Origin of the sequence: Nocardioides daphniae, assembly GCF_004777465.1 — a bacterium.
Classification (GTDB): Bacteria; Actinomycetota; Actinomycetes; order Propionibacteriales; family Nocardioidaceae; genus Nocardioides; species Nocardioides daphniae.
In genome coordinates, this window is record NZ_CP038462.1 from 2662532 (window position 1) to 2688544 (window position 26013).

The window sequence follows — 26013 nt, forward strand, 5'->3', positions numbered from 1 at the left end:
GAGCCCTACTTCTTGCGGGCCTTCGGCTTCTTCTTCTCGACGGTGAAGTCGAACCAGTTGGAGCGCAGGCCGAGGGCGGAGCGCACCTGGTCGCCGCTGACGCGGACCTTGCCCTTGCTGCCGACCAGGGTCACGGCGACGACACGACCACCGAAGTCGCCGTGGCCGCTGCGCTCGGTGACGTTGATCCGGGTCAGCGTGCCCAGGGCCGGCCAGGTCCGCTCCAGCTGCGTGGCCGGCAGCTTGACCTGCCAGGCGTGGACCGGGTTGCCGCTCCAGCCGTCGTACGGGTCCTCCTTGGCGACCTGGTAGGGCATGGAGCCAGCGGCCGCCCAGCCACCGTTGCTGGAGCCGAACTGGGTGAAGGCGGCCTCGCCCCGGTAGGTCAGGATCTTGGTGCGGGTGTCCTTGATCGCGGCGTCGGAGAGCGGGTGCTCGGCCGAGGCACCGCCGTAGACCTGGCACTGGGTGGTGTCACAGATCTGGTAGTGCTTGGCGAGCGGGTGCGAGCGCTCGTACGTCGCATACGTGCGCGCCGCGACGGCCTGCGCCCGCACGGCCTCGGGGTGCCAGGAGGCCGGGATCTCCAGCGGAACGACGCCGCGCAGGTAGTTCTCCATCGAGACCAGGTTGACCGTGTGGCGGGTGCGGCTGCCGGAGTCGGGGGCGGCGGAGCGCAGCCGGCCGCGGTAGGCGACGTCACCGCTGGAGGTGACCAGGGTGATCGGGCGGCCGGCGGCCGCGAACTGCGCCTCTCCCCCGAAGGTCTTCCAGCGCTTCCAGGCGGCCTTTCCCTTGCCCTTGAACTGCACCACGGTGCGACGCTTCGCGTCGGTGGTCAGGCGCCACAGCGTGGCGCCGTTGCCGGGAAGCATCCAGGTCCTGCCGGCCTTGAGGTCGCGCACCCGCAGGAAGTTCCGGGCCCGCACGGTGACGTCGGAGGAGGTGTTGCGGGTGATCCGCACCTTCACGTCTCCGCCCACGTGGCCCCACTTCGTCCCGGGGTAGTAGAACTCCGCGATCTGGGTGTGCTTCAGCCCCTCGCGCGCGGCGCCCTGGGCGCCGTACTGCGACATCCCGCGGCCGTGGCCGTAGCCGCGGCCGTCGATGACAACCGTGGCGCCTTCGGCGACGTCCACCTTGTCGGCGGCCTGGGCAGGCGTCGCCAGCAGCGGGAGGGCGGCAGCAACGAGGGTGGCTCCTGCGACACGGACGGGGCGGGAGGAGAAGAAGGACATCCTGGCTCTGGGTCTGATGGGTCAGGTGTGACGAACGTGAACCACGAGCGAAACACACGTCCGCGGCGAACGCACCATCATCGCGAGAACTACATTTCTGTAGTTCCCTGAGTGGTCCCGGTGGCGATCAACGGACCGCAAGGAGCCCGCCGACTACGCTGGTCGCATGCCCGACGAGCAACCCGACGACACCGCGACCACGGCCCCCCTGAGGGTCGCCGCCCCTTCCAGGGGCTCGTCACGGTCCTCGTGGAGGCAGGCGCGCGCGTCGAGTCCGGCGAGGTGCTGGCGGTGCTCGAGGCGATGAAGATGGAGGCGCCGATCACCGCGCCGCGGGCCGGGACCGTCGTGGCCGTGGCCTTCGAGGGCACCCGCGCCGTCTCCGGCGGGGACGCCCTCGTTGACCTGGCCTGACGGCCCGGGTCGCGAGGCTGGGTCGCGAGGCTGGGCTCAGAAGAACTGCGAGATGTCCACGTGGTGCAGGCGGCGGGCGGCCTCGGCCACCGAGCCGCTCATCGACGGGTAGACCGTGAAGGCCTGCGCCAGCGCGTCAGCCGTCAGTGAGCCCGCCACCGCGACGGAGAGCGGGTGGATCAGCTCGCTCGCCTTCGGCCCGACGACGACGCCACCGACGACGATGCCGGTGCCGCGGCGGCAGAAGAGCTTGACGAACCCGTCCTCGACGCCCTGCATCTTGGCCCGTGCGTTGCCGGCCAACGGCAGCATCACGACCTCCGCGTCGATCTCGCCCGCGTCGACGGCCTGCTGCGACCAACCGACCGTGGCGATCTCCGGTGCCGTGAAGACGTTGGAGGAGACCTTCTTGAGGTCCAGCGGAGCGACCGCGTCGCCGAGCGAGTGCCACATCGCGATGCGACCCTGCATGGCGGCCACCGAGGCGAGCATCAGCACGCCGGTGCAGTCGCCGGCCGCGTAGACGCCCCGCACGCTCGTACGGGAGACCCGGTCGACCTTGATGAAGCCGCCCTCGTCGACCGCGATCCCGGCCTCCTCGAGGCCGAGCCCCTCGGTCTTCGGGATCGAGCCCAGCGCGAGGATGACGTGCGAGGCCTCGACGGTGCGACCGTCGGTGAGCGTGACCGTGACCCGGTCGCCGTTGCGGGTGACCGACTCCATGCGCGACTTCGACAAGACGTTCATGCCGCGTCGCTTCGCGACCTCCTCGAGCACCAGCGACGCGTCGGCGTCCTCGCCGGGCAGCACCCGGTCGCGCGACGACACGAGCGTCACCGGGATCCCGAGCGCCAGGTAGGCGGAGGCGAACTCCGCGCCCGTCACTCCCGAGCCGACCACGACCAGCGACTCCGGCACCTCGTCGAGGTCGTAGACCTGCTCCCAGGTGAGGATGCGCTCGCCGTCGGGCTGCGCGGTGGGCAGCGTACGCGGCGCGGCACCGGTGGCGATGAGGACCGTGCCGGCCTCCAACGTCTCGGTGCCACCGTCGTTGAGGTCGACGACGACCCGCGACGGACCGTCGAGGCGACCGCGGCCGCGCACGATGCGTACGCCGCCACGCTCGAGCCCGGCGGCGATGTCGGCCGACTGCTCGGCCGCCAGCGACTTGACCCGCTCGTTGATGCGACGCAGGTCGACGCGCATGTGCCCGAGGGCCGCGGCGTCGTCCTCATCGTGGTACGTGATGCCGAGCTCGACCGCGTGCGCGACGTCGCTCATCACCTCGGCGGCGGCGATCAGGGTCTTGGAGGGCACGCAGTCGGTGAGGACCGCGGACCCTCCGAGCCCGTCACTGTCGACGACCGTCACGTCGGCGCCCAGCTGGGCGGCGACGTGGGCGGCCTCGTAGCCTCCGGGGCCTCCACCGATGATCACGACCCGATTCATGTCGGTGCTTCCCCTCACGTGCTGTGGATCTGGCTGACTGACTGACCGGCCGATCAGAAGTTGATCATGTGGCCGGCGATGCCTTCCACGGCTTCCTTGACGGCCTCGGACAGCGTCGGGTGGGCGAAGACGTTGCGACCCACCTCGTCGGCGGTGAGGTCGAAGCGCTGCGCCATCGTCAGCACCGGGAGGAGCTCGGTGACGTTCGGGCCGATCATGTGGGCGCCGAGGATCTCGTTGTACTTGGCGTCGGCGACGACCTTCACGAAACCGGTGGTGTCGCCGAGACCGGCGGCCTTGCCGTTGGCGGCGAAGGGGAACGTCGCGGTCTTGACGTCGTAACCCTTGTCGCGGGCCTGCTGCTCGGAGTAGCCGAACGAGCCGATCTGCGGGTGGCAGTAGGTCGCGCGCGGAATCATGTCGAAGTCGATCTCCATGGTCTCCGCGTCGGCGATGGTCTCGGCCGCGACGATGCCCATGGCCTCGGCGACGTGGGCCAGCATCATCTTGCCGGTGACGTCACCGATGGCGTAGACGCCGTCGACGTTCGTACGACCGCGGGCGTCGACCTTGATCGCACCGCGCTCAGTCTCGACGCCGAGGCTCTCGAGGCCGTAGCCCTCGAGGCGGGGGGCGAAGCCGAAGGCGGCCAGCATCTTGTCCGCCTCGAGGACCTGGGCGTCGCCGCCCGCGGCCGGGGAGACGGTGACCTTGACGCCGGAGCCGGTGTCCTCGACCTTCTCGACCTTGGTCGAGAGGAGGACCTTCACACCGAGCTTCTTGTAGTGCTTGAAGAGCTCCTTGGAGATGTCCGCGTCCTCGGCGGGCACCATCCGGTCGGCGAACTCGACGATGGTGACGTCGACGCCGAAGTTCTTCATGACGTAGGCGAACTCGACGCCAATCGCGCCGGAGCCACCGATGATGATCGACTTCGGGAGCTCGGCGTCGAGGATCTGCTCCTCGTAGGTGACGACGTTCTCGGAGACCTCGATGCCCGGCAGCAGGCGCACGGTCGCACCGGCGGCGATGATCAGGTTGTCGAAGGAGAGCTCGCTGGTGGAGCCGTCGTTGAGCGCGACCGACATCGAGGTCGGCGAGGTCAGGGTGCCCCAGCCGTCGACCTCGGTGATCTTGTTCTTCTTCATGAGGAAGTGGACGCCCTTGACGATGCCGGCGCTCACCTGGCGCGAACGCTTGTGCGTCGGGCCGTAGGACATGGTGGCGTCACCCTCGATGCCGAACTTGGCCTTGTCGTGGGTGAGCGTGTGGGCGAGCTCGGCGTTGGCGAGCAGCGCCTTCGAGGGGATGCAGCCGACGTTGAGGCAGACACCACCCCAGTACTGCTTCTCCACCACGGCCACCTTCAGGCCGAGCTGGGAGGCACGGATCGCGGCGACGTAGCCACCGGGGCCAGCACCGAGGACGACAAGGTCGAAGTGAGTCGCGGAGTCAGTCACGAGTCCGAGTTTATGCCCTGCCGGGCGCGAGTTCCCATCCGGAGTCGTTACCCTTCGGTTCGTGACGCTCTACGCCGCCTACGGGACGAACCTCGACCCTCGCCGCATGAGTGAGCGCTGTCCGCACTCGCCCCTGCGCAGCACCGGGTGGCTGACCGGGTGGCGCCTCACCTTCGGTGGCGAGGAGCTCGGCTGGGACGGCGCGCTGGTCACCCTCGTCGAGGACCCCATCGAGCAGGTCTTCGTCGCGCTGTACGACGTCTCCCCCGAGGACGAGGCCGCGCTGGACCAGTGGGAGTCGGCCGACACCGGCCTCTACCGCAAGACCCGCGTCCGGGTTGCTGGCATGACCGGCGAGGTGCTCGCCTGGACCTACGTGCTCGACGCGTACGAGGGTGGCCTGCCAGCGCGCTGCACCTCGGCACGCTCGCCGAGGCCGCGGAGGCGGCCGACGCGCCGGCCGACTACGTCACCGGGCTGCGCAACCGGCCGTGCCGCTCCATCGGCCACTGACCAGGGGGGCCTACCCCGGTCAGAAGCTGAGGCGTACGTCCAGCTCGTCGCGGGTCATCCCGCCGGCGAAGAGCACGTCGGCGGCCAGTGACCGGATCTGGGCGGCGACCGCGGCCCGGTTGAGCGTCATCTCCTGGGTCATCGCCTCCATCGCGAGCCGAACGGCCTCGACGAGCCGGTTCTCCGCTCGGGCCCGCTCCCCCGGGTCGGCCAGGTGGTCCTGGAAGACGCCGATTCCGCGGGCCAGCTCCTCGACCGCGGAGGCGAGGTCGTCGCCGGGACGCTCACCCAGGCGGATCATCGTCGCCACCCGGCGGGCCAGCACCCGGGCGTCGCGGATCGCGTTGTCGACGTCGACCAGGACGGAGGCGTAGCGCTCCACCTCCGGACGCTGACGCCAGCGCATCGGCGAGATCGCCGCCACCTCGCGCACGTTGGCGGCGGTGGTGAGGGCGGTGTTGACCTTGTCCTGGAGGCCCCGCGCCCGGGTCAGGGCTTCGTGCGCGGCAGGTGCGTCGCTCTCGCGCATGGCCCGGGCCAGGGACTCGAGGATGCCCCTGAGGTCGCTGATCAGCGGTCGGACCTCGAGGTCGATGTCGCGCGTCGGGTTGCGCGGGAGCAGCACCACCATGACCAGGGCGCAGCAGCCGCCGATCAGGGCGTCGATGAAGCGCGTCGTCGCAGGGTTGGACGAGCCTGCGGCGGGCACCACGGCGGCGAGCAGCACGGCGGAGTTCGTCGCCTGGGTCAGCGCCACCCCCTTGAAGCCGGCGAAGGTGGCGACGACGAGGGTGATCACCACGATCAGCGCCAGCTGCCACACACCCCGGCCGATGGTGAGGATCAGCATCTCCCCGACGAGGACACCGAGGGAGACCCCCAGGATCAGCTCGAGCAGCAGGCGCTGGCGGAGCCCGACGCCGGCGAGCAGCACGATCACGGCGGAGACCGGCGCGAAGAACGCCTGCTCGTGCCCGAGGATCAGCGTCGAGATCGCGTACGCCCCCGAGGTCGCGACGCCGAGGCGCAGCATCAAACGCCAGCGCTTGCGCACCTTCTCCAGGCGCTGGCGCACGGTCAGGTCAGCACCCAGCGACAACGCTCTCAACAGGGAATGGTCACCACTCACCGGTCCATCTTGTCCCACCGCTCAGGTGGCCACGGCGCAGCATGCCTCCACGTTGTTGCCGTCGGGGTCGCGGACGAAGGCGCCGTAGTAGCCCTCGTGGTACTCCGGCCAGAACCTCGGCTCGTGGAGCACCTCCGCGCCGCAGGCCACCGCCTCGGCGAACCAGGCGTCGACGGTGGTCGCGTCGGCCGCGGAGAAGGCGACGTGGACCTCGCGGTTGGGGCCGATGCCGTCGAAGGTGCCGATCCAGAAGTCCGGCGAGGTGGTGCCGTAGCCGATGGCGACCCCGTGGTCGAGCAGGCGCCGATGGCCCAGCACGGCGAGCGTCCGGTCGTAGAACTCACCGGCCCGCTCCATGTCGGTGCGGTTGATTCCCAGGTGACTGATCATGCCTCCGATCGTGCACCCGACCACCGACAAAACCTAGGATCGAGCAATGACCGATCACGACCCCTTCGTCCTGGCCGACCAGGCCGCTGCCACGCTCCGCGACCTGACCGGCGTCGAGTCCCACGACATCGCCCTGGTCCTCGGCTCCGGCTGGCTGCCCGCCGTCGACGCGCTCGGTCCGGCCACCGCCGAGATCGCCACCACCGACCTGCCCGGCTTCCACGCCGCCGGGGTCGCCGGGCACTCCGGCAGGATCCGCTCGATCAAGGTCGGCGACCGCAACGTGCTGGTCTTCCTGTCGCGCACCCACTTCTACGAGGGCAAGGGCGTCCGCGCGGTCGTGCACCCGATCCGTACCGCCGCGGCAGCCGGCTGCCGTGCGATCGTGCTGACGAACGGCTGCGGCGGCCTCAAGGAGACCTGGACGCCCGGCACCCCGGTCCCTGATCAGCGACCACATCAACCTCACCGCCACCTCTCCCATCGAGGGCGCCAACTTCGTCGACCTCACCGACCTCTACAGCCCGCGCCTGCGCGAGCTCTGCCGCGAGGTCGACCCGACCCTCGACGAGGGCGTCTACGTGCAGTTCCCCGGCCCGCACTACGAGACCCCGGCCGAGGTGCGGATGGCCGCCGTGCTCGGCGGCCACCTGGTCGGCATGAGCACGACGCTGGAGGCGATCGCGGCCCGTCAGGCCGGCATGGAGATCCTCGGCATCAGCCTGGTCACCAACCTGGCCGCGGGCATCAGCGACGCCCCGCTCAACCACGAGGAGGTGCTCGAGGCGGGCCGCTCCGCAGCGTCCCGGATGGGCGAGCTGCTCGGCCAGATCGTCCCGAGGATCTGACGTGCGCGTCCTGGTCACCGGCGCGGCCGGCTCCATCGGCCGGGTGGTGGTCGCCGCCCTGCTGGCCGACGGTGTCGAGGTCGTCGGCCTCGACCTGGTCCCGGCCCCGGACGGCGTCGACGCCCAGTGGCACACCGGCGACTGCACCGACCCGGGTGCGGTGGCCGAGGTCTTCGGCGCGCACTCGTTCTCGGCGGTCGTGCACCTCGCCGGGCACCCCGACGAGCTCGACCTCCAGGGTTCCCTGAGCTCGCACGTGGTCACCACCGCCGCTCTGCTCGACGCGATGGTCGAGCACGACGTGCCGCGCATCGTCTACGCCTCCAGCAACCACGCCGTGGGGCGTACGCCGCGCACCGACCTGGTGGGTGTCGACGCCCGGCCGCGCCCCGACACCTTCTACGGCGTCGGCAAGGTGGCTGCCGAGGCACTGTTGAGCCTGTACGCCGACCGGTACGGCATCGACGCGGTGGCCTGCCGCATCGGCTCGTTCCTGCCGGAGCCGACCACCCGACGCCACCTCTCGACGTGGCTGTCACCGGCCGACTGCGTACGCATGGTGCGCGCGGCCCTCGAGACGCCCGCGCCCGGCTTCGCGGTGCTCTACGGCATCTCGGCCAACCGCGACGCGTGGTGGGACCTGGAGCCGGGGCGCGCGCTGGGCTACCACCCGCAGGACGACGCGGCAGCGTACGCCGGTCGTCTCCCCGAGCGCGACGAGGACGCCGTCGAGGCGGCGACCGTCGGCGGGCCCTTCGCGACCGAGGAGTTCTACCGCCCGGCGGTCCCCTCCCCCTGAGCACCGGCCGTCAACAGGCAACGAGGCCGGATCCCCGTCGGGATCCGGCCTCGTCGTCATGACGGGTGGCGCCGGGGCAGCCCGGCGTCACGCAGCTGTCACTTGACCTTGAAGGAGGCGGCCTTCTTCTTCGCGGCCTTGTAGTTCTTGTCGCCGGCGTAGGTGACGACGACCGAGTACTTGCCCTTCTTCTTGGCCTTCGGCAGCTTCACGACCACCTTGCCCTGCTTGTTGAGCTTCGGCGTGAGGACCTTGGCCTTCTTGATGCCGGGGATCCGCAGCGTCACCTTCACCCGGCCGGTGGCCTTGGGCTTCGTTGCAGTGATCGTGACGGTGGCCTTGCCGGCCTTCTTGCGGGTGGCCTTCTTGTTCACCTTGACGGCGGTCTTGGCGACCACCTTCCACTTCGACCAGTCGATCGAGACGAGGGTCCTGGTGTCCTGCGTCGCGTTCGAGTTCCGGTGCGCCTGCCAGGTGAAGATGGCGTACTGCGTGTGTTTCTTGAGCTCGGCGGGGTTGGCCGAGACGACGGTGACGAAGTCGTTGCCGTTGAAGGCAGCAGCCGGCACGTACGCCGCCGGGTACTTGTCGATGCCGGAGGAGTCGCTGCGGTCGATCTTCTCGTTGGCAGGAGCCATCACGACGTAGACGCCGTCGTCACCGGGGTTGGTGACCGGGGTGAAGCCCTTGCCCTCGACCTTGACCTGGACGCCCTCCTTGGGCGAGTTGAGCGTGGTCGTCAGCTTCACCGCAGGCGTCGGCTGCGCGTCGACGACCAGCGTTGAGGGAGCCTTGCGGGCGTTGCTCTCGGCGGAGCCGCGGTTGCTCCAGTAGAAGGTGCTGCGCACGTCCGGGTGCAGGGCACCGAGGAGCTCCGGGTCGAACGACTTGCCCAGCGTCGGGTAGCCCGCCGCGATGCCCAGGTCGTTCGCCTCGGTGGAGTCGGGGGCGAGGACGCCCTCCCACCTCGGGGTCGCGGTGAGGACGCCGCCGGCCTTGGTGGAGGCCGCGAACTCGGTCACGGTGACCTCGCGCGGACCTGCGCTCGGGAAGACGACGGTCGCGTCGGTGTTGGACCCCACCGAGTTGACGGTCGCGCGCAGCTCGCCCGAGCCGTCGGCCTCGACGACCAGCTTCGGGTCGTTGAGGTGGATCGAGTAGAGCTCCGTGCCACCGAAGGCGAAGGCACCCTTGAGGCCACCGTCGAAGGTGTACGTCGTGACGGCGCCGGCGGTCGTGACCGACTCCAGCGGGAAGGTGGCGTCCTTCGTCGTGGCGTCGTAGGTGGCGGCGCCGAGCGGCGTCTGGGTGTTCAGGTGGGTCTGGAACTGGTCGGAGACGTTCCAGCTGAGACCTCGAGCGGGAGCTGCGTTCGCCGGGGCTGCGGCCAGCCCGGCGAGGACGCCAGCGACGAGCACGCCGGAGATGCCGGCGGCAGCGCCGCGACGTGCGGTGCGCATGAGCGACTTCATGGGTGTTCCTTTCGGTGTGTTGCTGACGTCCGTCAGCGGGCAACGCGTCCGCGAACGGGCACGAGGAGCAGGAGGGCGGCACCGAGGAGCAGGACTCCTCCGACCACCCAGGGGGTGTGGGACGCACGCGCCGACGCGAGCCGGACGTCGTCCACGGCCGCGGCTGCCTCCACCGACACCGGGCCGAGGGAGGTGCCGTACGACGTGGGGTCGGGTGCGCCGACGGCGGGAAGGTCTGCCATCGGCACCTGACCGGGAAGGGCAGGGGCCGCCACGGGGCCTGTCGGGGCCGGCGGGAGGGTGACCGCGTTGGTCGGGTCCGCCCTCTCGGGCTTCGGCGCGGGCGGCGGCTCCTTGACCGTGGTGCCGGCCACGGCCACCCGGATCGGGGTGGGCAGCTTGGTCCAGTCGGACTGCAGACCGGTGGAGTACCAGAACTGGTCGGTGCCCATGGGCTCGAGGAAGGTGACGAACTCCTGCGGGAAGGCACCCCAGTGCTCGCCGGTGCGCTTCTGCGGGACGGTGCCCTCGACCACGTGCCCCGCGTAGTCGGGGGTCACGACGAGGCCGGCGGCGGTCACGTCGACGTCGCTGAGGGTGACGACGGGGACGTCCTGGCTCGGCACCCGCTTCCATTTCGTGGGGTCGGCGCGGTCGGCCGCCCATCCCCCGCCGGTGGCGCGCAGCTGGCCGTCGCCACCGGTGAGGGTGAGGCGAGGGTCGGAGAGCGTGAAGACGGTGTTGCCGGCGTAGTAGACGACCGTCCCAGGTGCCCTTCCACGAGAGGGCGGCGTCGTCCGCAGCGGCGTCGATCGTGCCCGTGCCGTCGGTCAGCCGCACGCGGTGCCCCGAGAACGGGCCGTGGACGCCGATCTTCTCGCCGTGGGCGTCGGTGCCGAGGCCCTTCCAGGTGGCCGTACGCCAGGCGCCGGACGCGGCCTGCTTCTGGATGGTGACGCTGCCCGAGGTCGCCCTCCACTTCGACTCGGGCAGCTTCGCGCCGCCCCGTCCGGGGTTGGCCTCGCCGGCGGCGAGGAAGTTGATGGCGCCGGGGTTGTGCGACAGCGCGTTGGTCTGGTCGCTCATCGACCAGGTGAAGACGGCGTCGTCGACCGTGACCTCGCCGCCCGGTGCCGGGGTCGACGTCGGGGAGGGTGAGGCCGTCGGGCTCGGCGTGCTCGTCGGGCTCGGCTCGGCCGTGGGGCTGGGCGAGGGGCTCGGGCTCGGCTCCGCGGTCGCGGTGGGCTCGGCGTGCGGCACCGAACCGTCGGTCGCCGCAGCACCCAGCGGCAGGGCCAGCACACCGGCAGCCGCCAGGACGCCCGCCGCCACCAGCGAGGCGACGTCACGCCTGCGCACGACGGCCTCGCACGATCCGACGCAGCGCCACCACGAGGGAGGCGAGGAAGACCAGTCCGGCCACGCCGGCGAAGACCCAGGCGCCGACCGGGCGCTCGGACTCGGAGACCTCGGCGCTGACGGGCTCGGCATCGGGGTCGCGGGAGACGCCGAACTTCAGCGACGCCTTCTTCGACGCGCCGAAGACGCGCAGCTCGTGGGTGCCTCCGCCCAACGAGGCCGGCAACGACACGACCCCGGTGGCGACCCCGTCGGCCCCCACCACGAAGGGACCGGAGGCCGCGAGACCGTCGTCCAGGACGACGGTGAGCTGCTCGCCGGGCGTCAGGTTGGTGACGGTGAAGGACATCGCCCGGCCGCTGAAGGCAGACGCGTGGTCGACGGTCAGCTTCGCGGGGCCCTTGGCGGCCTTCACCGGCGTCGCGGCGGGCGCTCCCCCGGCCTGCGCGGCCGCAGGAGCGTTGCCGGGCTCGTCGGTCGCCGGCTGCTGGGCCGCCGGGGTGCCGGAGAGGTCGGCCAGGCGGACCGGCGTGAAGGTCTCGTTGTTGCCGTTGCGCACGCCGTGGGCGCCGATGGTGATGACCCCGCAGGTGACCTTGCGGCAGTCGACCTCGGTGGCCTTGCCGTTGCGCCCGACCGCGGTGAAGGTCGGGCCGGGCACCATGAGCTTCACGTCCCAGGCGCCGGAGGCCGACATCGTGCCGCCGTTGGCCGACGCCGCGGTCGATGAGCCCGGGAAGGCGACGTAGCGCTGGAAGCCGGCATTGTCCTTGGTCTCGCTGTCGGGCACGTAGACGTAGTTGACGCCCGACTTGCCGCCCTTGCTCGGGCGCCAGTCGCCGTTCACGGTGCCGAACCAGACGTAGATGCCGCCGTGACCGCCCTTGACCGACTGGAAGCCGGTACCGCGCACGCGCAGCTCGGTCGAGTACGTCCGGTCGATCACCGCACCCCGGCCGCCGGCGTCGACGGTGACGTCACCGGCCGCGTGGGCCGGGCTCGTCGCGCCGACCGTGAGGGCCGCGCTCGCGACCACGGCGGCGAGGGCCGCTCGGGCGGCGGGGTGGGCGTGCGCCTTCAGCGGACGACGGGGCACGACGACTCCTTCGACTCCCGGGTGCGCACCGGCACCACGAGCAGGTTTCCGGCGTGGTGGAACACCTCGACGGGGTGCTCGTACACGTCACTGAGCAGGTCACTGGTGAGCACCTCGAGGGGCGCACCGCAGGCGCGCACGCGCCCCTTGGCCAGCACGCAGATGCGGTCCGCGTACGCCGCCGCGAGGCTGAGGTCGTGGAGCACGACGACGACCGCCGCTCCGCGCGCGGCGCTCCCGCGGGCCTGCTCGAGCACGGCCTCCTGGTGCTTGATGTCGAGCGCCGCGGTGGGCTCGTCGAGCAGGTGCACCTCGACGTCCTGGGCGAGCAGCCTCGCGAACGAGACGCGAGCCTGCTCGCCGCCCGACAGCGTCGGCACGACCCGCGAGGCCAGGTGGGTGACGTCGGCGACCTCCATGGCCCACTCGACGACCTCGTCGTCGTGCTCGGCACGCTCCGTGCGCCGCCACACCGACCGCCCCATCTCCACGACCTCACGGGCCCGGAAGCCGAAGGCGAGGGTGTGCCGCTGCAGCAGCACGGCGCGCTGGCGGGCGAGCGAGCCCGCGTCCTGGCCGGTGATCGCGACGCCGTTGAGCTCGACGCGGCCGCTGTCGGGGTCGACGTCGCCGGAGAGCAGCGAGAGCAGGGTCGACTTGCCGGCACCGTTGGGGCCGACCAGCGCGACGACCTCGCCGTGGCGCACCTCGAGGTCGACGCCGTCGAGGATCGTGGCCTCCCCGAAGGAGAGAGTGACGTCGGTGGCGCGCAGCGCGACGGGGCCGGCCATCAGGCCCACCCGCCCGCCGTGCGCCGGGCGCGGCGCAGCAGCCAGAAGAAGACCGGTCCGCCGATGAGCGAGGTGACCATCCCGATCGGCAGGTCGGCGTAGGCGATCGCGGTGCGCGCCCACAGGTCCGCCAGGACCAGGAGCACTGCGCCGCCCAGCGCGCTGGCGGGCACCAGCGCCCGGTGGCCCGGGCCCACGACCATCCGCATCAGGTGCGGGACGATCAGGCCGACGAAGGCGATGATGCCGGCGAAGGAGACGGCGGCGGCGGTCAGCACGGCGACCACCACGATGGCGACGACGCGCAGCTTCTCGACGTCGACGCCGACGTGGCGTGCGGCCTTGTCGCCCAGGGCCAGAAGGTCGAGCTGGCGGGCCATCAGCAACGACGCCACGATCCCGACCAGCGCGATCGGCAGCACCAGGGCGACCTGCTCGTTGCGTGAGCCGTTGAGGCTGCCCATCTGCCAGAAGATGATCTCCTCGCGCGCCGAGGTGTCACCGAGGAACATCAGGAAGGCGAGCGCAGCGCCGGCCATCGCGTTGATCGCGACGCCGGTCAGGACCAGGGTGACGACCTCCGTACGCCCGTGGTCGCGCGCCAGCAGGTAGACCGCGAACGTGGTCACCAGTCCACCGACGAAGGCGCCCAGGGCGACGGTCCAGGCGCCGAAGGTGGCCAGGTCGAAGACGATGATCGCGGCGGCCGCCACCGCGGCGCCGGAGGAGACGCCCACGACGCCCGGCTCCGCGAGCGGGTTGCCGAAGACGCCCTGCATGACGGCACCGGCACAGGCCAGCGCGGCCCCCACCAGGGCGGCCATCACCAGCCGCGGGAAGCGCACTGCCACAGCGTGGCCTCACCCTGCGGGTGGGTCGGCAGCGCGCCCCAGTCGAGCCCCAGCTTGTGCAGCACCGAGCCGACGACCTCGTCGACCGGGATCGCCAGCTGCCCCGTCCCGGCCGCGGCGACCACGGCGAGCAGCAGCATGACGGCCAGCGCGCCCAGGACGAGCCGGCGGCTCGTCGAGGTGGCCGGCAGCGGGAGGCTCAGGCTCACGAGAGCTCCTCGGGCGCGATCACGGCGACCGCGAGCGCGTTGAGGACGTCGGCGGTGTTCGGCCCGTAGCCCAGGACCAGGGAGTCGTCGACCGTGACGATGCGCTTGTTGCGCCCGGCTGCCGTCTGGGCCAGCGCGGGCAGCTTCTCGAGCAGGCCGTCGACGCCGCCGGTCGACTTCAGTCCCCCGGTCATCATGACGACGAGCTCGGGCGCGGCGGCGACGAGGCCCTCGGCGGTGACCGGGCGCATGCCCTTCCACTTGATCTCGTCGGCGACGTCGTAGGCGCCCACCGCGTCGATCAGGTCGTCGGCGCCGGAGCCCTGGCCGAACATGTAGTAGACGCCGGCGGTGCCGCGTACGTAGAGGAAGACGGTGCGTAGACGGTCGTCGCGGTCGGCGGGGGCCTGGGCAGCGATCTTCGCTGTGACCTCCTCGACCTCGGCGTCGATGCGGTCGGCCAGCAGCGTGCCGGCCTCCGGCAACCCGAGGGCCGTGGCGGTCATCCGGGTCAGGTCGCCGACGTTGCCCAGGTTGCGGTCGGACTCCACCCAGACGACCGGGATGCCCGCCTCCTCCATCTGGAGGAGCACGTCGATCGGGCCGAGGGTGGTGTCGCTGATGATGACGGTGGGGTCGAGCGCCAGGATGGCCTCAGCGCTGAGGTCGTGCCCCTTGGGGGTGACCAGCGGAAGGTCGAGGGCCTGGTCGAACTGCGTCGAGGTGTCACGCCCGACGAGGCGGTCGCCCAGCCCGAGCTCGAAGACGGTGCGCGAGAGCGTGCCGTAGAGGTCGAGCGCGAGGATGCGCGAGGCGTCGGTGACGGTGACCTTGTTGCCCTGCGCGTCGGTGACGGTGGCGGGCAGCTCGGGCTCGGGGTCCTCCACGACGGGGTCGATGTCGGTCTCGTCCACGCGCGGCGACACCACGCCGGTGAAGGCGCGCGGGTCGGCGGCAGGCTCGACCTCGGAGATGTCAGGGGCCACGGAGGTCGCGGCGACGTTCCGCGTCTCGGAGGAGCCGGAGGTGTCGATGCCGCAGGCGCTCAGGACCAGGGCAGCAGCGACGAGCGGTGCCACCGCTGACAGACGACGAACGGACATCGGCTCTCCCAGGAAGGTGAATGGATATAGCATCTATCCCAATTACTTAGGGAAGGCTAACAGAACTTAGGCTACCCTAACCAATTGTCAGCACCCCGAAGCCGGCCAGTCGAGAGCGAACATGACCATCACCGAACAAGCCACCGTCCCGTTGTCCGTCGCCTTCAAGAAGGGCTCGCAGGACCTGCACGACCAGGCCGAGGCCGCGACCTTCATCGACGACCTGATGAACGGCAAGGTCAACCTCGCCGGCTACGTCAACTACCTGAAGTCGCTCCGCGTCGTCTACGCCGCGCTCGAGGAGGTCGCCCGCGACAACGCGACCGACCCGATCGTCGCCGTCATGCACGACCCCGCCCTGGAGCGCCTGGCCTCGATCGAGGCCGACATCGAGGCGCTGAGCACCGGCGCCCCCGAGGAGAGCCTCTGCCAGCACGAGGCGGCGACTGCCTACGCGGCCGACATCCACGCCGCCTCCGGCAACGCGCCCGCGATCGTCGCGCACCACTACACCCGTTACCTGGGCGACCTCTCCGGCGGCCTCGCGATCGGCAAGATCCTCGACCGCACCTTCGGCCTCGAGGGTCGCGGCCTGGCGATGTACCACTTCGAGGACATCAAGGCGAAGGTCTACAAGGAAAACTACCGCGAGCGCCTCGACCACCTCCCGCTGGACGACGCGCAGCGCGCCGAGGCCGTGCGCGAGGTGCAGTCCGCCTTCCGCCACAACCAGTCGGTCTTCGCCGAGCTCGGCCAGCACCTGGCCTCCTACCAGCGCTGAGGCTCGTCGGGCTGGCCTGCAGGTGACAGGATGGGCGCCATGGCAACCACCGCATTCAAGGGCAACCCCGTCAACACCGTCGGCGACCTGCCGGCCGTCGGCTCGAAGGCTCCGGACTTCGAGCTCGTCGGCGCAGGCCTCTCCCAGGTGACCAACGACCAGGGCGGCAAGCGCCTGGTGCTGAACATCTTCCCGAGCGTCGACACCGGCATCTGCGCGGCGAGCGTACGCAAGTTCAACGAGCTCGCCGCCGACCTTGAGGACACCGTTGTGCTCAACGTCTCGGCCGACCTCCCCTTCGCCCAGGCCCGCTTCTGCGGTGCCGAGGGCATCGACAACGTCGTCGTGGGCTCCGTCTTCCGCTCGTCCTTCGGGCAGGACTACGGCGTCACCATGGCCGACGGCCCGATGGCTGGCCTGCTGGCCCGCTCCGTGGTCGTCGTCGAGGCCGATGGCACCGTCTCCTACACCCAGGTCGTCCCCGAGATCACCACCGAGCCCGACTACGACGCGGTCCTCGCCGCTCTCTGAGCCGGGCTCGTACGCCGGGGTGCAGGCACCTCGAACCGAAGGCCGGTCCGTCCCGACGGACCGGCCTTCGGCTTCTCCCGGCGCTGACGTTCCCGGGCGAGGGCCCGCACGTTAACGTGCCTGCATGAGCCTCGAGACCGCCGCGGACCTGCACCAGCTCGCCACCGACTGGATGGCCGACGACCCGGACCCGGCCACCCGGGACGAGCTCGCCGGGGTCGTGGCGGCCGCGGCCGGTGGCGACGCCGACGCGGCAGCCGACCTCGCCGACCGCTTCCGCGGGACGCTCGAGTTCGGCACGGCGGGCCTGCGCGGTGCGCTGGGTGCCGGCCCCAACCGGATGAACCGGGTCGTGGTGACGCGGGCCGCGGCCGGGTTGGTGGCCCACCTCAAGGCCAACGGCGCCGGGCCGGGCGACTCCGTCGTGATCGGGTACGACGCGCGCCACAACTCCGACGTCTTCGCGCGCGACACCGCCGAGGTGGTGACGGGCGCCGGCCTGCGGGCGCTGGTCCTCCCCCGCCCCCTGCCCACCCCGGTGCTGGCGTTCGCCATCCGCGACCTCGGCAGCGTGGCAGGCGTCATGGTGACGGCCAGCCACAACCCGCCCCAGGACAACGGCTACAAGGTCTACCTGGGCGACGGCAGCCAGATCGTGCCGCCCAGCGACTCCCAGATCGCCGAGCAGATCGCCGCGGTGGGCCCGCTCTCCACCGTCCCGCGCGGTGACGCCGGCGAGGTGGTCGGCGACGACCTGCTCGAGCGCTACCTGCAGTCGGTCGTCGGCCTCCTGGGCGACGGCCCCCGCGACCTCTCCGTCGTCTACACCCCGCTGCACGGTGTCGGCGGCACCGCCGTGACCCGCGTGCTCGCGCAGGCCGGCTTCCCCGCTCCGTACGTCGTCGAGGCCCAGGCCGCACCCGACCCCGACTTCCCGACGGTCGCCTTCCCGAACCCCGAGGAGCCGGGCGCCATGGACATGGCGCTCGCGCTGGCCGAGGCCCGGGGGCCGACCTGGTGGTGGCCAACGACCCCGACGCCGACCGGTGCGCCGCGGCCGTCCCGGGCCCGCACGGCTGGCAGATGCTGCGCGGCGACGAGGTCGGTGCGCTGCTCGCCCACCACCTGCTCTCCCGCGGCCGCCAGGGCACCTACGCCGCCTCGATCGTCTCCTCGTCGCTGCTCGGTCGGATGGCGCGCGCGGCGGGCCAGCCGAGCGCGGAGACCCTCACCGGCTTCAAGTGGATCGGTCGCCTCGAGGGTCTGGCGTTCGGCTACGAGGAGGCGCTGGGCTACTGCGTCGACCCCGAGCACGTGAAGGACAAGGACGGCGTCTCGGCGCTGCTGGTGCTGTGCGAGCTCGCGGCCCAGTCGAAGGCCCAGGGCCGCACCCTGGTCGACATCCTCGACGACATCGCCCTCGAGCACGGCCTGCACGCGACCGACCAGCTCTCGGTGCGCTTCTCCGACCTGGCGGGCATCGGTGCGGCCATGGAGCGGCTGCGCTCGGCTCCCCCGACAACGCTGGGCGGGCTGGCCGTGGAGAAGGTCGAGGACCTCTCCCTGGGCAGCGCCGACCTGCCACCGACCGACGGCCTGCGCTACACGCTCGCCGAGGGGGCGCGGGTGATTGTCCGCCCGAGCGGCACCGAGCCCAAGGTGAAGTGCTACCTCGAGGTCGTCATCCCGGTCGACCCGGAGGACGGTGTCGACGCCGCGCGCATCTCCGCGGCGGGCAGGCTCGACGCGATCAAGGGCGACGTACGCCGCGCAGCCGGCCTCTGACGGTCCGCGGCGAGGCTCAGAGCAGGAACACCACCAGGGCCAGCACCACGACGACCGCTGCCGCAGCGGTCGGCACGACGTCGACGTGGCGCACGGCCTCACGGTCGCTCTCCCCCGTCGTACGTGCGCGGGCGTCGAGCGCGGCCCGACGCACCTTGGCCTCCACGTGGTCGGCCCAGTGCACCTCCCCGATCCGGGGAGGCGTGGCCTGCTGGTCGCGCCGGCCGGCCTGGGCCGCCTCGCGCATGATCCGTCGACGCGGGTGCCCCACCGCCGCGGTCTGGTGGCGACGCCCGTCGGCGCGGATCTCCATCACGTGGCGCACCGAGACCTCCTCGACGGACGCGAGGGGGATGCGCGTGGTGGTGAGGCTCTGGCGCAGGACCACGTCGCCGCCCTGGATCAGCACCCGCGGACGGAGCAGGACCAGCCACGAGAAGACCGACGCCACGAGTGCCGCCACGACCGCTGCCGGGCCGAAGCCGTCCCACCCGTCGCGCACACCCATGGCGGCCACCACCGCTGCGACCGCGATCAGCAGCCACCCCACGAAGGTGCCGCTCGTCGGGGCGAACGACTCGTCGCCCGGTGCGTCGTCGCCGACCCGTCCTCTGACACCCACGTCTGGTCTCATTCCTTGGATTGCTTGCCGTTGCGCACCCAACCTTATGCTGGTCAGGTGACAGCCATTTCTGCCTCAACGGCGAGTGCAGGTCAGGGCGCCACCGGGCTCTCGGACTCCTTCGCGGAGATCACCCGGTCCAACGCCTCCCTGCGCCGATTCCTCCACGGCCTCCCGGGAGTCGACCAGGTCGGCAACGAAGCCCGCGCTGCGGCGCTCGGCACCCGGTCCATCAAGACCACCGCGAAGGCGCAGGCGATCGACCTGGCCATCCGGATGGTCGACCTGACCACCCTCGAGGGCATGGACACCCCCGGCAAGGTGCGCGGGCTGGCGTTCAAGGCCATGCGCCCCGAGCCCGGCGACCCGACCTGCCCGCCCACCGCCGCGGTCTGCGTCTACCCGGACATGGTCGGCATCGCCAAGGAGACCCTGGGGGACAGCGGCGTCAACGTCGCCGCCGTCGCCACGGCCTTCCCGAGCGGTCGCGCCGCCCTCGACATCAAGCTGGCCGACACCGCCGACGCCGTCGAGGCGGGCGCCGACGAGATCGACATGGTCATCGACCGTGGCGCCTTCCTCGAGGGACGCTACCTCGACGTGACGACGAGATCGTCGCCGTGCGTGAGGCCTGCCGCCGTCCCGACGGCACCGAGGCGCACCTCAAGGTGATCTTCGAGACCGGTGAGCTGCAGACGTACGACAACGTCCGCCGCGCCTCGTGGCTGGCGATGATGGCCGGCGGCCACTTCATCAAGACCTCCACCGGCAAGGTCTCCCCCGCGGCGACCCTGCCCGTCACCCTGGTGATGCTCGAGGCGGTGCGCGACTTCCGCGACGCCACGGGCCAGATGGTCGGCGTGAAGCCGGCCGGCGGCATCCGCACCACCAAGGACGCCATCAAGTACCTCGTCATGGTCAACGAGACCTGCGGCCCCGGCTGGCTCGACCCGGACTGGTTCCGCTTCGGCGCCTCGTCGCTGCTCAACGACCTGCTGATGCAGCGTACGAAGATGCTCACCGGCCGCTACTCCGGCCCCGACTACGTCACCCTGGACTGAGGGAGCACATCATGGTCAAGGTTCCCGATCAGGCGTCGCCCGCGACGCTCTTCGAGTACGCACCCGCCCCGGAGTCGCGCGCGATCGTCGACATCGCGCCCTCCTACGGCCACTTCGTCGACGGCGAGCTGATCGCCGGCACCGGCGCCGCGTTCAAGTCGATCAACCCCGCCACCGAGGAGGTGCTCGCGGAGGTCTCCGCGGCCACCGACGCCGAGGTGGACGCCGCCGTTCGTGCCGCACGCAGGGCGTACGACACGGTCTGGTCGCGCATGCCGGGCCGCGAGCGCGCCAAGTACCTCTACCGGATCGCGCGGATCATCCAGGAGCGTGGGCGTGAGCTCGCCGTGCTGGAGACGCTCGACAACGGCAAGCCGATCAAGGAGACGCGCGACTTCGACGTCCCCACGGTCGCTGCGCACTTCTTCTACTACGCCGGTTGGGCCGACAAGCTCGAGTACGCCGTGCCCGGCAAGCCCGCGCCCCAGCCGCTCGGCGTGGCGGCCCAGGTCATCCCGTGGAACTTCCCGCTGCTGATGCTGGCGTGGAAGATCGCGCCCGCCCTGGCCGCGGGCAACACGGTCGTGCTCAAGCCGGCCGAGACCACTCCCCTGAGCGCCATGCTCTTCGCGGAGATCTGCCAGCAGGCCGACCTCCCGCCGGGCGTCGTCAACATCGTCAACGGCGCCGGTGACACCGGTCGGGCCCTGGTGGCCCACCCGGACGTCGACAAGGTCGCCTTCACCGGTTCGACCGAGGTCGGTCGGGCCATCGCCCGACAGATCGCCGGGACCAGCAAGAAGGCCACCCTCGAGCTCGGCGGCAAGGCCGCCAACGTGGTCTTCGACGACGCGCCCATCGACCAGGCGGTCGAGGGCATCGTCAACGGCATCTTCTTCAACCAGGGCCACGTCTGCTGCGCAGGCTCGCGCCTGCTGGTGCAGGAGTCGGTGGCCGACGAGGTGCTCGAGCGGCTCAAGCGCCGGATGTCGACGCTGCGCCTGGGCGACCCGCTGGACAAGAACACCGACATCGGTGCGGTGAACTCGGCCGAACAGCTCGCCCGGATCACCGAGCTCACCGGAGCCGGCGAGGACGAGGGTGCGACCCGTTGGTCGCCCGCCTGCGACCTCCCGAGCACCGGTTTCTGGTTCCCGCCGACGGTCTTCAGCAACGTGACCCAGGCGCACCGGATCGCCCGCGAGGAGATCTTCGGCCCGGTCCTGTCGGTCCTCACCTTCCGTACCCCCACCGAGGCGGTCGAGAAGGCGAACAACACCCCCTACGGCCTCTCCGCGGGTGTGTGGACCGAGAAGGGCTCGCGCATCCTGTGGATGGCGAACCAGCTCCGCGCCGGTGTCGTCTGGGCCAACACGTTCAACAAGTTCGATCCGACGTCGCCGTTCGGCGGCTACAAGGAGTCCGGCTACGGTCGCGAAGGCGGTCGTCACGGCCTGGAGGGATACCTCAAGTGAGTCCTGCTGACACCCCCCGCGCTGGAGTGCGCAAGACGTACAAGCTCTACATCGGTGGGGCGTTCCCCCGCTCCGAGTCGGGCTACTCCTACGTCGTCAACGACTCGAAGGGAAACTTCGTGGCCAACGCCGCCCTGGCGTCCCGCAAGGACGCGCGTGACGCCGTCGTCGCGGCCCGCAAGGCCTTCGGCGGCTGGTCCGCCCGCTCGGCCTACAACCGCGCCCAGATCGTCTACCGCATCGCCGAGGTCCTCGAGGACCGTCGCGCCCAGTTCGTCGAGCTGGTGCGTCAGGGCGAGGGTCTCTCCACCGGCAAGGCCAACGACGTGGTGAACGAGAGCGTCGACCGCCTGGTCTGGTATGCCGGCTGGGCCGACAAGATCACCCAGGTGACCGGCTCCGCCAACCCGGTGGCGGCGCCCTTCTTCAACCTCTCCTCGCCCGAGCCGACGGGCGTGGTGGCCATTGCCGCCCCGCAGGAGTCCTCCCTGCTCGGCCTCGTCTCCGTCCTGGCCCCGGTCATCGTCACCGGCAACACGGCTGTGGTGGTGAGCTCGTACGCTCGCCCACTCCCCGCCGTGAACCTCGCCGAGGTGCTGGCCACGAGCGACGTCCCCGGCGGCGTCGTCAACATTCTCACGGGTGACTGGCGCGCACCGCTCCCCTGGCTCGCCTCCCACATGGACGTCAACGCCCTCGACCTCACCGGTGTCGCCAGCGACGTCGAGGCGGCTGCCGACCTCGAGGCCACCGCCGCCGAGAACTTGAAGCGCGTGCTCCGTGCGCCCGCCCAGGAGGAGGACTGGTACGCCGCTCCCGGCATCGAGCGGATGACCACCTTCCTCGAGACCAAGACGGTCTGGCACCCGGTCGGCATCTGAGCCCACCGCACCACGCACAAGAGCCCCACCGGTCCTCCGGTGGGGCTCTTTCGTGTCCCTGCATCGTGCCCGGTCCTGGTGGACCACCTCGGGAACGCAGAAGCCCCACCCGGTGATCCGGTGTGGGGCTGAGTGTGTGTCCTGGTGCGGTGTGCCGTGGTGCTGGGCGTCGTGGCGCCGGCGTAGCGGAGCTGGCCTAGTGGATTTGGGTGGGATGGTGCCATCGCGCAAGCGGGGAAATGGCAGAAGAGGGAGCACTCTCACGTGGGGTGCTCCCTCTCCTGAAGTGTATGTCCGGCGGCGTCCTACTCTCCCACGACCTCTCGATCGCAGTACCATCGGCGCTGAAAGGCTTAACTTCCGGGTTCGGGATGGGACCGGGTGTTTCCCTTTCGCTATGGCCGCCGTAACTCTTTCCAGTCCTGTCCAGGGACCCAGGTGCACCGGGTGGGGTGCACTGCATGGGTGTGAGTGGGACCGAGTCCATTGTGTTGTTGTCCGCCTTCGTCCTGCGTGCGCAGGACAGGGGTCTGTTGTCTGGGAACTGGTTAGTGGACGCGTAGCGGGTCTTCACAACAAGATGTGTTGTGTTGAGTGGTTTTGTACGGTGTTGGGACAAGCCCTCGGCCTATTAGTACCGGTCGGCTGGGCATTACTGCTGTACACCTCCGGCCTATCAACCCAGTGTTCTGCTGGGGGCCTTAACCACTCAAGGTGGTGGGAAACCTCATCTTGAAACATGCTTCCCGCTTAGATGCATTCAGCGGTTATCACTTCCGAACGTAGCCAACCAGCCGTGCCCCTGGCGGGACAACTGGCACACCAGAGGTTCGTCCACCCCGGTCCTCTCGTACTAGGGGCAGCCTTTCTCAAGTTTCCAACGCGCGCGGCGGATAGGGACCGAACTGTCTCACGACGTTCTAAACCCAGCTCGCGTGCCGCTTTAATGGGCGAACAGCCCAACCCTTGGGACCTACTCCAGCCCCAGGATGCGACGAGCCGACATCGAGGTGCCAAACCATCCCGTCGATATGGACTCTTGGGGAAGATCAGCCTGTTATCCCCGGGGTACCTTTTATCCGTTGAGCGACGCCGCTTCCACATGCCGACGCCGGATCACTAGTTCCGACTTTCGTCCCTGCTCGACATGTCTGTCTCACAGTCAAGCTCCCTTGTGCACTTACACTCGCCACCTGATTGCCAACCAGGCTGAGGGAACCTTTGAGCGCCTCCGTTACATTTTAGGAGGCAACCGCCCCAGTTAAACTACCCATCAGGCACTGTCCCTGATCCGGATTACGGACCTAGGTTAGACATCTAGTACGACCAGAGTGGTATTTCAACGATGACTCCACCCCAACTGGCGTCGAGGTTTCACAGTCTCCCACCTATCCTACACAAGCCGAACCAAACACCAATACCAAACTATAGTAAAGGTCCCGGGGTCTTTCCGTCCTGCCGCGCGTAACGAGCATCTTTACTCGTAGTGCAATTTCGCCGAGTCCATGGTTGAGACAGCGCCCAAGTCGTTACTCCATTCGTGCAGGTCGGAACTTACCCGACAAGGAATTTCGCTACCTTAGGATGGTTATAGTTACCACCGCCGTTTACTGGGGCTTAAGTTCTCAGCTTCGACTTGCGTCTAACCGGTCCCCTTAACCTTCCAGCACCGGGCAGGAGTCAGTCCGTATACATCGTCTTACAACTTCGCACGGACCTGTGTTTTTAGTAAACAGTCGCTTGGGCCTGGTCTCTGCGGCCATCACCGCTGCCACTCGAAAAGAGTTTCACGGATCCGGCCCCCCTTCTCCCGAAGTTACGGGGGCATTTTGCCGAGTTCCTTAACCATGGTTCACTCGATCGCCTTAGTATTCTCTACCTGATCACCTGAGTCGGTTTGGGGTACGGGCGGCTCATAGCTCGCTAGAGGTTTTTCTCGACAGCATAGGATCATCCACTTCACCACAATTGGCTCCCCATCAGGTCTCAGACATCCAGAGGGCGGATTTGCCTACCCTCAGTCCTACACCCTTAGCCGTGGTCTACCATCGCCACGGTTGGACTACCTTCCTGCGTCACCCCATCGCTTGACTACTACTGGATTGGGTCCCGTGCTCCACGCACACGTCCTCACCCCGAAGGGATCAGATCACGGCGCTTCGGACGGTCAGCATCACCAGCCTCGTCATGGGCGCTACTTCGCCGGTACGGGAATATCAACCCGTTGTCCATCGACTACGCCTGTCGGCCTCGCCTTAGGTCCCGACTTACCCAGGGCAGATTAGCTTGACCCTGGAACCCTTGATCATTCGGCGGAAATGTTTCTCACATTTCATTCGCTACTCATGCCTGCATTCTCACTCGTGTGGCCTCCACGGCTAGATCACTCTGCCGCTTCACTGCCCACACGACGCTCCCCTACCCATCCACACACCTGGACCACGAAGGCCTAGCTCAATATGTGAATGCCATAGCTTCGGCGGATGACTTGAGCCCCGCTACATTGTCGGCGCGGAATCACTTGACCAGTGAGCTATTACGCACTCTTTCAAGGGTGGCTGCTTCCAAGCCAACCTCCTGGTTGTCAATGCGACTCCACATCCTTTTCCACTTAGTCACCGCTTAGGGGCCTTAGCTGATGGTCTGGGCTGTTTCCCTCTCGACTACGGAGCTTATCCCCCGCAGTCTCACTGCTGCGCTCTCACTTACCGGCATTCGGAGTTTGGCTAACGTCAGTAACCTGGTAGGGCCCATCGGCTATCCAGTGCTCTACCTCCGGCAAGAAACACACAACGCTGCACCTAAATGCATTTCGGGGAGAACCAGCTATCACGAAGTTTGATTGGCCTTTCACCCCTATCCACAGGTCATCCCCTCAGTTTTCAACCTAAGTGGGTTCGGTCCTCCACGCGGTCTTACCCGCGCTTCAACCTGCCCATGGATAGATCACTTCGCTTCGGGTCTAGAGCGTGCAACTGTGTCGCCCTGTTCGGACTCGCTTTCGCTACGGCTTCCCCACACGGGTTAACCTCGCTACACACCGCTAACTCGCAGGCTCATTCTTCAAAAGGCACGCCGTCACAAGAACAAGTTCTCGCTCCGACGGATTGTAGGCACACGGTTTCAGGTACTATTTCACTCCCCGCCAGGGGTACTTTTCACCTTTCCCTCACGGTACTTGTCCGCTATCGGTCACCAAGGAGTATTTAGGCTTAACGGGTGGTCCCGCCAGATTCACACGGAATTTCAGGGGTTCCGTGTTACTTGGGGTGACGCTCCAGAGACACAGACTTACACGTACGGGGCTATCACCCTCTACGGCCAGGCTTTCCAACCTGCTTCGGCTTCATCTGTGTTTTCTTACTCTGTACCAGCACGGCAGCACTGATCGAGCGGCCCCACAACCCCCACTCCGCAACCCCTGCCGGGTATCACACGAAGTAGGTTTGGCCTCATCCGATTTCGCTCGCCACTACTCTCGGAATCACTGTTGTTTTCTCTTCCTGTGGGTACTGAGATGTTTCACTTCCCCACGTTCCCTCCACTCACCCTATGTGTTCAGGTGAGGGTAACTGGACATGACTCCAGCTGGGTTTCCCCATTCGGACACCCCCGGATCACAGCTCGGTTGCCAACTCCCCGGGGCTTATCGCAGGCTCCTACGTCCTTCATCGGCTCTTGGTGCCAAGGCATCCACCATGTGCCCTTAGTAGCTTGTCTCAACAACGTCAAAACAACTCAACGCGTCAACACAGA

General features: G+C 69.1%; 22 protein-coding genes, 2 rRNA genes and 2 pseudogenes. 11 read left to right on the forward strand and 15 right to left on the reverse strand.

Annotation, left to right across the window (positions count from 1 at the left end; genetic code table 11):
* Nucleotides 1-5: 5 nt before the first annotated feature.
* On the reverse strand, nucleotides 6-1238 hold the full coding sequence (locus E2C04_RS13090; protein ID WP_135832928.1) for a SpoIID/LytB domain-containing protein: 1233 nt from the start codon (nucleotides 1236-1238) through the stop codon (nucleotides 6-8).
* Between the two features lie 120 nt (nucleotides 1239-1358).
* On the opposite strand from E2C04_RS13090, the gene E2C04_RS21045 reads away from it, so the two are divergent.
* Complete coding sequence (locus E2C04_RS21045) at nucleotides 1359-1652, forward strand: biotin/lipoyl-containing protein (RefSeq protein ID WP_275106506.1); 294 nt, start codon at nucleotides 1359-1361, stop codon at nucleotides 1650-1652.
* Nucleotides 1653-1688: 36 nt separating this feature from the next.
* Here E2C04_RS21045 and E2C04_RS13100 read toward each other — a convergent pair whose 3' ends face one another.
* Together E2C04_RS13100 and lpdA are read right to left on the reverse strand one after the other, a co-directional pair.
* Nucleotides 1689-3101 carry an NAD(P)H-quinone dehydrogenase gene (locus E2C04_RS13100; protein WP_135832930.1) on the reverse strand — a complete coding sequence of 471 codons (1413 nt, stop codon included), beginning with the start codon at nucleotides 3099-3101 and terminating at the stop codon, nucleotides 1689-1691.
* A 53-nt stretch (nucleotides 3102-3154) separates the two neighbouring features.
* Nucleotides 3155-4561, reverse strand: a complete 1407-nt coding sequence (gene lpdA, locus E2C04_RS13105; RefSeq protein WP_135832931.1) for a dihydrolipoyl dehydrogenase — start codon at nucleotides 4559-4561, stop codon at nucleotides 3155-3157.
* Between the two features lie 61 nt (nucleotides 4562-4622).
* Here lpdA and E2C04_RS13110 point away from each other — a divergent pair, with 61 nt between their 5' ends.
* Entirely contained in the window at nucleotides 4623-5165 is a 543-nt protein-coding gene (locus E2C04_RS13110; RefSeq protein ID WP_238694288.1) for a gamma-glutamylcyclotransferase family protein, read from the forward strand.
* Here E2C04_RS13110 and E2C04_RS13115 read toward each other — a convergent pair.
* Together E2C04_RS13115 and E2C04_RS13120 are read right to left on the reverse strand one after the other, a co-directional pair.
* Nucleotides 5094-6182, reverse strand: a complete 1089-nt coding sequence (locus E2C04_RS13115) for an FUSC family protein (RefSeq protein ID WP_135832932.1) — start codon at nucleotides 6180-6182, stop codon at nucleotides 5094-5096. The two genes, E2C04_RS13110 and E2C04_RS13115, sit on opposite strands and share 72 nt — an antisense overlap.
* Nucleotides 6183-6224: 42 nt before the next feature.
* Nucleotides 6225-6593, reverse strand: coding sequence for a VOC family protein (locus E2C04_RS13120; RefSeq protein WP_135832933.1), 369 nt, complete (start codon nucleotides 6591-6593; stop codon nucleotides 6225-6227).
* 46 nt (nucleotides 6594-6639) lie between these two features.
* Between E2C04_RS13120 and E2C04_RS13125 the strand changes: the two are divergent.
* Both E2C04_RS13125 and E2C04_RS13130 read left to right on the forward strand, forming a co-directional pair.
* Nucleotides 6640-7441 (forward strand): annotated as a pseudogene (locus E2C04_RS13125) (purine-nucleoside phosphorylase).
* A gap of 1 nt (nucleotide 7442) precedes the next feature.
* A complete protein-coding gene (locus tag E2C04_RS13130; RefSeq protein WP_135832934.1) occupies nucleotides 7443-8240 on the forward strand; it encodes an NAD-dependent epimerase/dehydratase family protein in 798 nt (265 codons plus the stop codon).
* Nucleotides 8241-8338: 98 nt separating this feature from the next.
* Here E2C04_RS13130 and E2C04_RS13135 read toward each other — a convergent pair whose 3' ends face one another.
* The 7 genes from E2C04_RS13135 to E2C04_RS13160 form a co-directional block, all read right to left on the reverse strand.
* Nucleotides 8339-9712 (reverse strand): Ig-like domain repeat protein, encoded by a 1374-nt coding sequence (locus tag E2C04_RS13135; protein ID WP_135832935.1) that lies wholly within the window; start codon nucleotides 9710-9712, stop codon nucleotides 8339-8341.
* Between the two features lie 32 nt (nucleotides 9713-9744).
* A complete protein-coding gene (locus tag E2C04_RS13140) occupies nucleotides 9745-10338 on the reverse strand; it encodes a hypothetical protein (protein WP_135832936.1) in 594 nt (197 codons plus the stop codon).
* A gap of 719 nt (nucleotides 10339-11057) precedes the next feature.
* The gene (locus tag E2C04_RS13145; protein ID WP_135832937.1) at nucleotides 11058-12167 is read right to left on the reverse strand and encodes a hypothetical protein; all 1110 of its coding nucleotides are present in this window, start codon (nucleotides 12165-12167) and stop codon (nucleotides 11058-11060) included.
* The gene (locus E2C04_RS13150; protein ID WP_135832938.1) at nucleotides 12149-12958 is read right to left on the reverse strand and encodes a heme ABC transporter ATP-binding protein; all 810 of its coding nucleotides are present in this window, start codon (nucleotides 12956-12958) and stop codon (nucleotides 12149-12151) included. Before E2C04_RS13150 ends, E2C04_RS13145 begins: the two co-directional genes overlap by 19 nt.
* The gene (locus E2C04_RS13155; RefSeq protein ID WP_238694289.1) at nucleotides 12958-13803 is read right to left on the reverse strand and encodes a FecCD family ABC transporter permease; all 846 of its coding nucleotides are present in this window, start codon (nucleotides 13801-13803) and stop codon (nucleotides 12958-12960) included. Before E2C04_RS13155 ends, E2C04_RS13150 begins: the two co-directional genes overlap by 1 nt.
* Nucleotides 13782-14018: a hypothetical protein gene (locus E2C04_RS20110; protein WP_238694290.1), complete on the reverse strand. Its 237-nt coding sequence runs from the start codon at nucleotides 14016-14018 to the stop codon at nucleotides 13782-13784. Before E2C04_RS20110 ends, E2C04_RS13155 begins: the two co-directional genes overlap by 22 nt.
* Entirely contained in the window at nucleotides 14015-15097 is a 1083-nt protein-coding gene (locus E2C04_RS13160; RefSeq protein ID WP_238694291.1) for a heme/hemin ABC transporter substrate-binding protein, read from the reverse strand. The genes E2C04_RS20110 and E2C04_RS13160 overlap by 4 nt, the downstream gene beginning before the upstream one ends.
* A gap of 145 nt (nucleotides 15098-15242) precedes the next feature.
* Here E2C04_RS13160 and E2C04_RS13165 point away from each other — a divergent pair, with 145 nt between their 5' ends.
* The 3 genes and pseudogenes from E2C04_RS13165 (at nucleotide 15243) to E2C04_RS22115 (ending at nucleotide 18218) form a co-directional block, all read left to right on the forward strand.
* Nucleotides 15243-15902, forward strand: a complete 660-nt coding sequence (locus E2C04_RS13165; RefSeq protein WP_135832940.1) for a biliverdin-producing heme oxygenase — start codon at nucleotides 15243-15245, stop codon at nucleotides 15900-15902.
* Between the two features lie 39 nt (nucleotides 15903-15941).
* Entirely contained in the window at nucleotides 15942-16433 is a 492-nt protein-coding gene (gene tpx / locus E2C04_RS13170; RefSeq protein WP_135832941.1) for a thiol peroxidase, read from the forward strand.
* Nucleotides 16434-16557: 124 nt separating this feature from the next.
* Nucleotides 16558-18218, forward strand: a pseudogene (locus E2C04_RS22115) (phospho-sugar mutase).
* A gap of 16 nt (nucleotides 18219-18234) precedes the next feature.
* On the opposite strand, the gene E2C04_RS13180 reads toward E2C04_RS22115, so the two are convergent.
* A complete protein-coding gene (locus E2C04_RS13180) occupies nucleotides 18235-18840 on the reverse strand; it encodes a hypothetical protein (protein WP_135832942.1) in 606 nt (201 codons plus the stop codon).
* Nucleotides 18841-18897: 57 nt separating this feature from the next.
* Between E2C04_RS13180 and E2C04_RS22375 the strand changes: the two genes are divergently transcribed.
* From E2C04_RS22375 to E2C04_RS13195, 4 genes are read left to right on the forward strand one after another with little or no spacing between them, the layout of a single operon-like run.
* Nucleotides 18898-19512 (forward strand): beta/alpha barrel domain-containing protein, encoded by a 615-nt coding sequence (locus E2C04_RS22375; RefSeq protein WP_275106507.1) that lies wholly within the window; start codon nucleotides 18898-18900, stop codon nucleotides 19510-19512.
* On the forward strand, nucleotides 19461-19901 hold the full coding sequence (locus E2C04_RS22380; protein ID WP_275106508.1) for a beta/alpha barrel domain-containing protein: 441 nt from the start codon (nucleotides 19461-19463) through the stop codon (nucleotides 19899-19901). Before E2C04_RS22375 ends, E2C04_RS22380 begins: the two co-directional genes overlap by 52 nt.
* Nucleotides 19902-19912: 11 nt before the next feature.
* Nucleotides 19913-21376, forward strand: a complete 1464-nt coding sequence (locus tag E2C04_RS13190) for an aldehyde dehydrogenase family protein (RefSeq protein WP_135832943.1) — start codon at nucleotides 19913-19915, stop codon at nucleotides 21374-21376.
* Nucleotides 21373-22257 carry an aldehyde dehydrogenase family protein gene (locus E2C04_RS13195; RefSeq protein ID WP_188422214.1) on the forward strand — a complete coding sequence of 295 codons (885 nt, stop codon included), beginning with the start codon at nucleotides 21373-21375 and terminating at the stop codon, nucleotides 22255-22257. Before E2C04_RS13190 ends, E2C04_RS13195 begins: the two co-directional genes overlap by 4 nt.
* Before the next feature lie 292 nt (nucleotides 22258-22549).
* On the opposite strand, the gene rrf is transcribed toward E2C04_RS13195, so the two are convergent.
* Both rrf and E2C04_RS13205 read right to left on the reverse strand, forming a co-directional pair.
* A 5S ribosomal RNA gene (rrf, locus tag E2C04_RS13200) occupies nucleotides 22550-22666 on the reverse strand.
* A gap of 202 nt (nucleotides 22667-22868) precedes the next feature.
* Nucleotides 22869-25977 (reverse strand): 23S ribosomal RNA (locus E2C04_RS13205).
* Between the last annotated feature and the right edge of the window lie 36 nt (nucleotides 25978-26013).

Excerpts from the sequence above, each read along its gene's own strand:
- E2C04_RS13100 (WP_135832930.1), bottom strand. The coding sequence starts at position 3,101 with ATGAATCGGGTCGTGATCATCGGTGGAGGCCCCGGAGGCTACGAGGCC.
- E2C04_RS13090 (WP_135832928.1), bottom strand. The coding sequence starts at position 1,238 with ATGTCCTTCTTCTCCTCCCGCCCCGTCCGTGTCGCAGGAGCCACCCTC.
- E2C04_RS13190 (WP_135832943.1), top strand. The coding sequence starts at position 19,913 with ATGGTCAAGGTTCCCGATCAGGCGTCGCCCGCGACGCTCTTCGAGTAC.
- E2C04_RS13165 (WP_135832940.1), top strand. The coding sequence starts at position 15,243 with ATGACCATCACCGAACAAGCCACCGTCCCGTTGTCCGTCGCCTTCAAG.
- E2C04_RS13120 (WP_135832933.1), bottom strand. The coding sequence starts at position 6,593 with ATGATCAGTCACCTGGGAATCAACCGCACCGACATGGAGCGGGCCGGT.
- tpx (WP_135832941.1), top strand. The coding sequence starts at position 15,942 with ATGGCAACCACCGCATTCAAGGGCAACCCCGTCAACACCGTCGGCGAC.
- E2C04_RS13135 (WP_135832935.1), bottom strand. The coding sequence starts at position 9,712 with ATGAAGTCGCTCATGCGCACCGCACGTCGCGGCGCTGCCGCCGGCATC.
- E2C04_RS13150 (WP_135832938.1), bottom strand. The coding sequence starts at position 12,958 with ATGGCCGGCCCCGTCGCGCTGCGCGCCACCGACGTCACTCTCTCCTTC.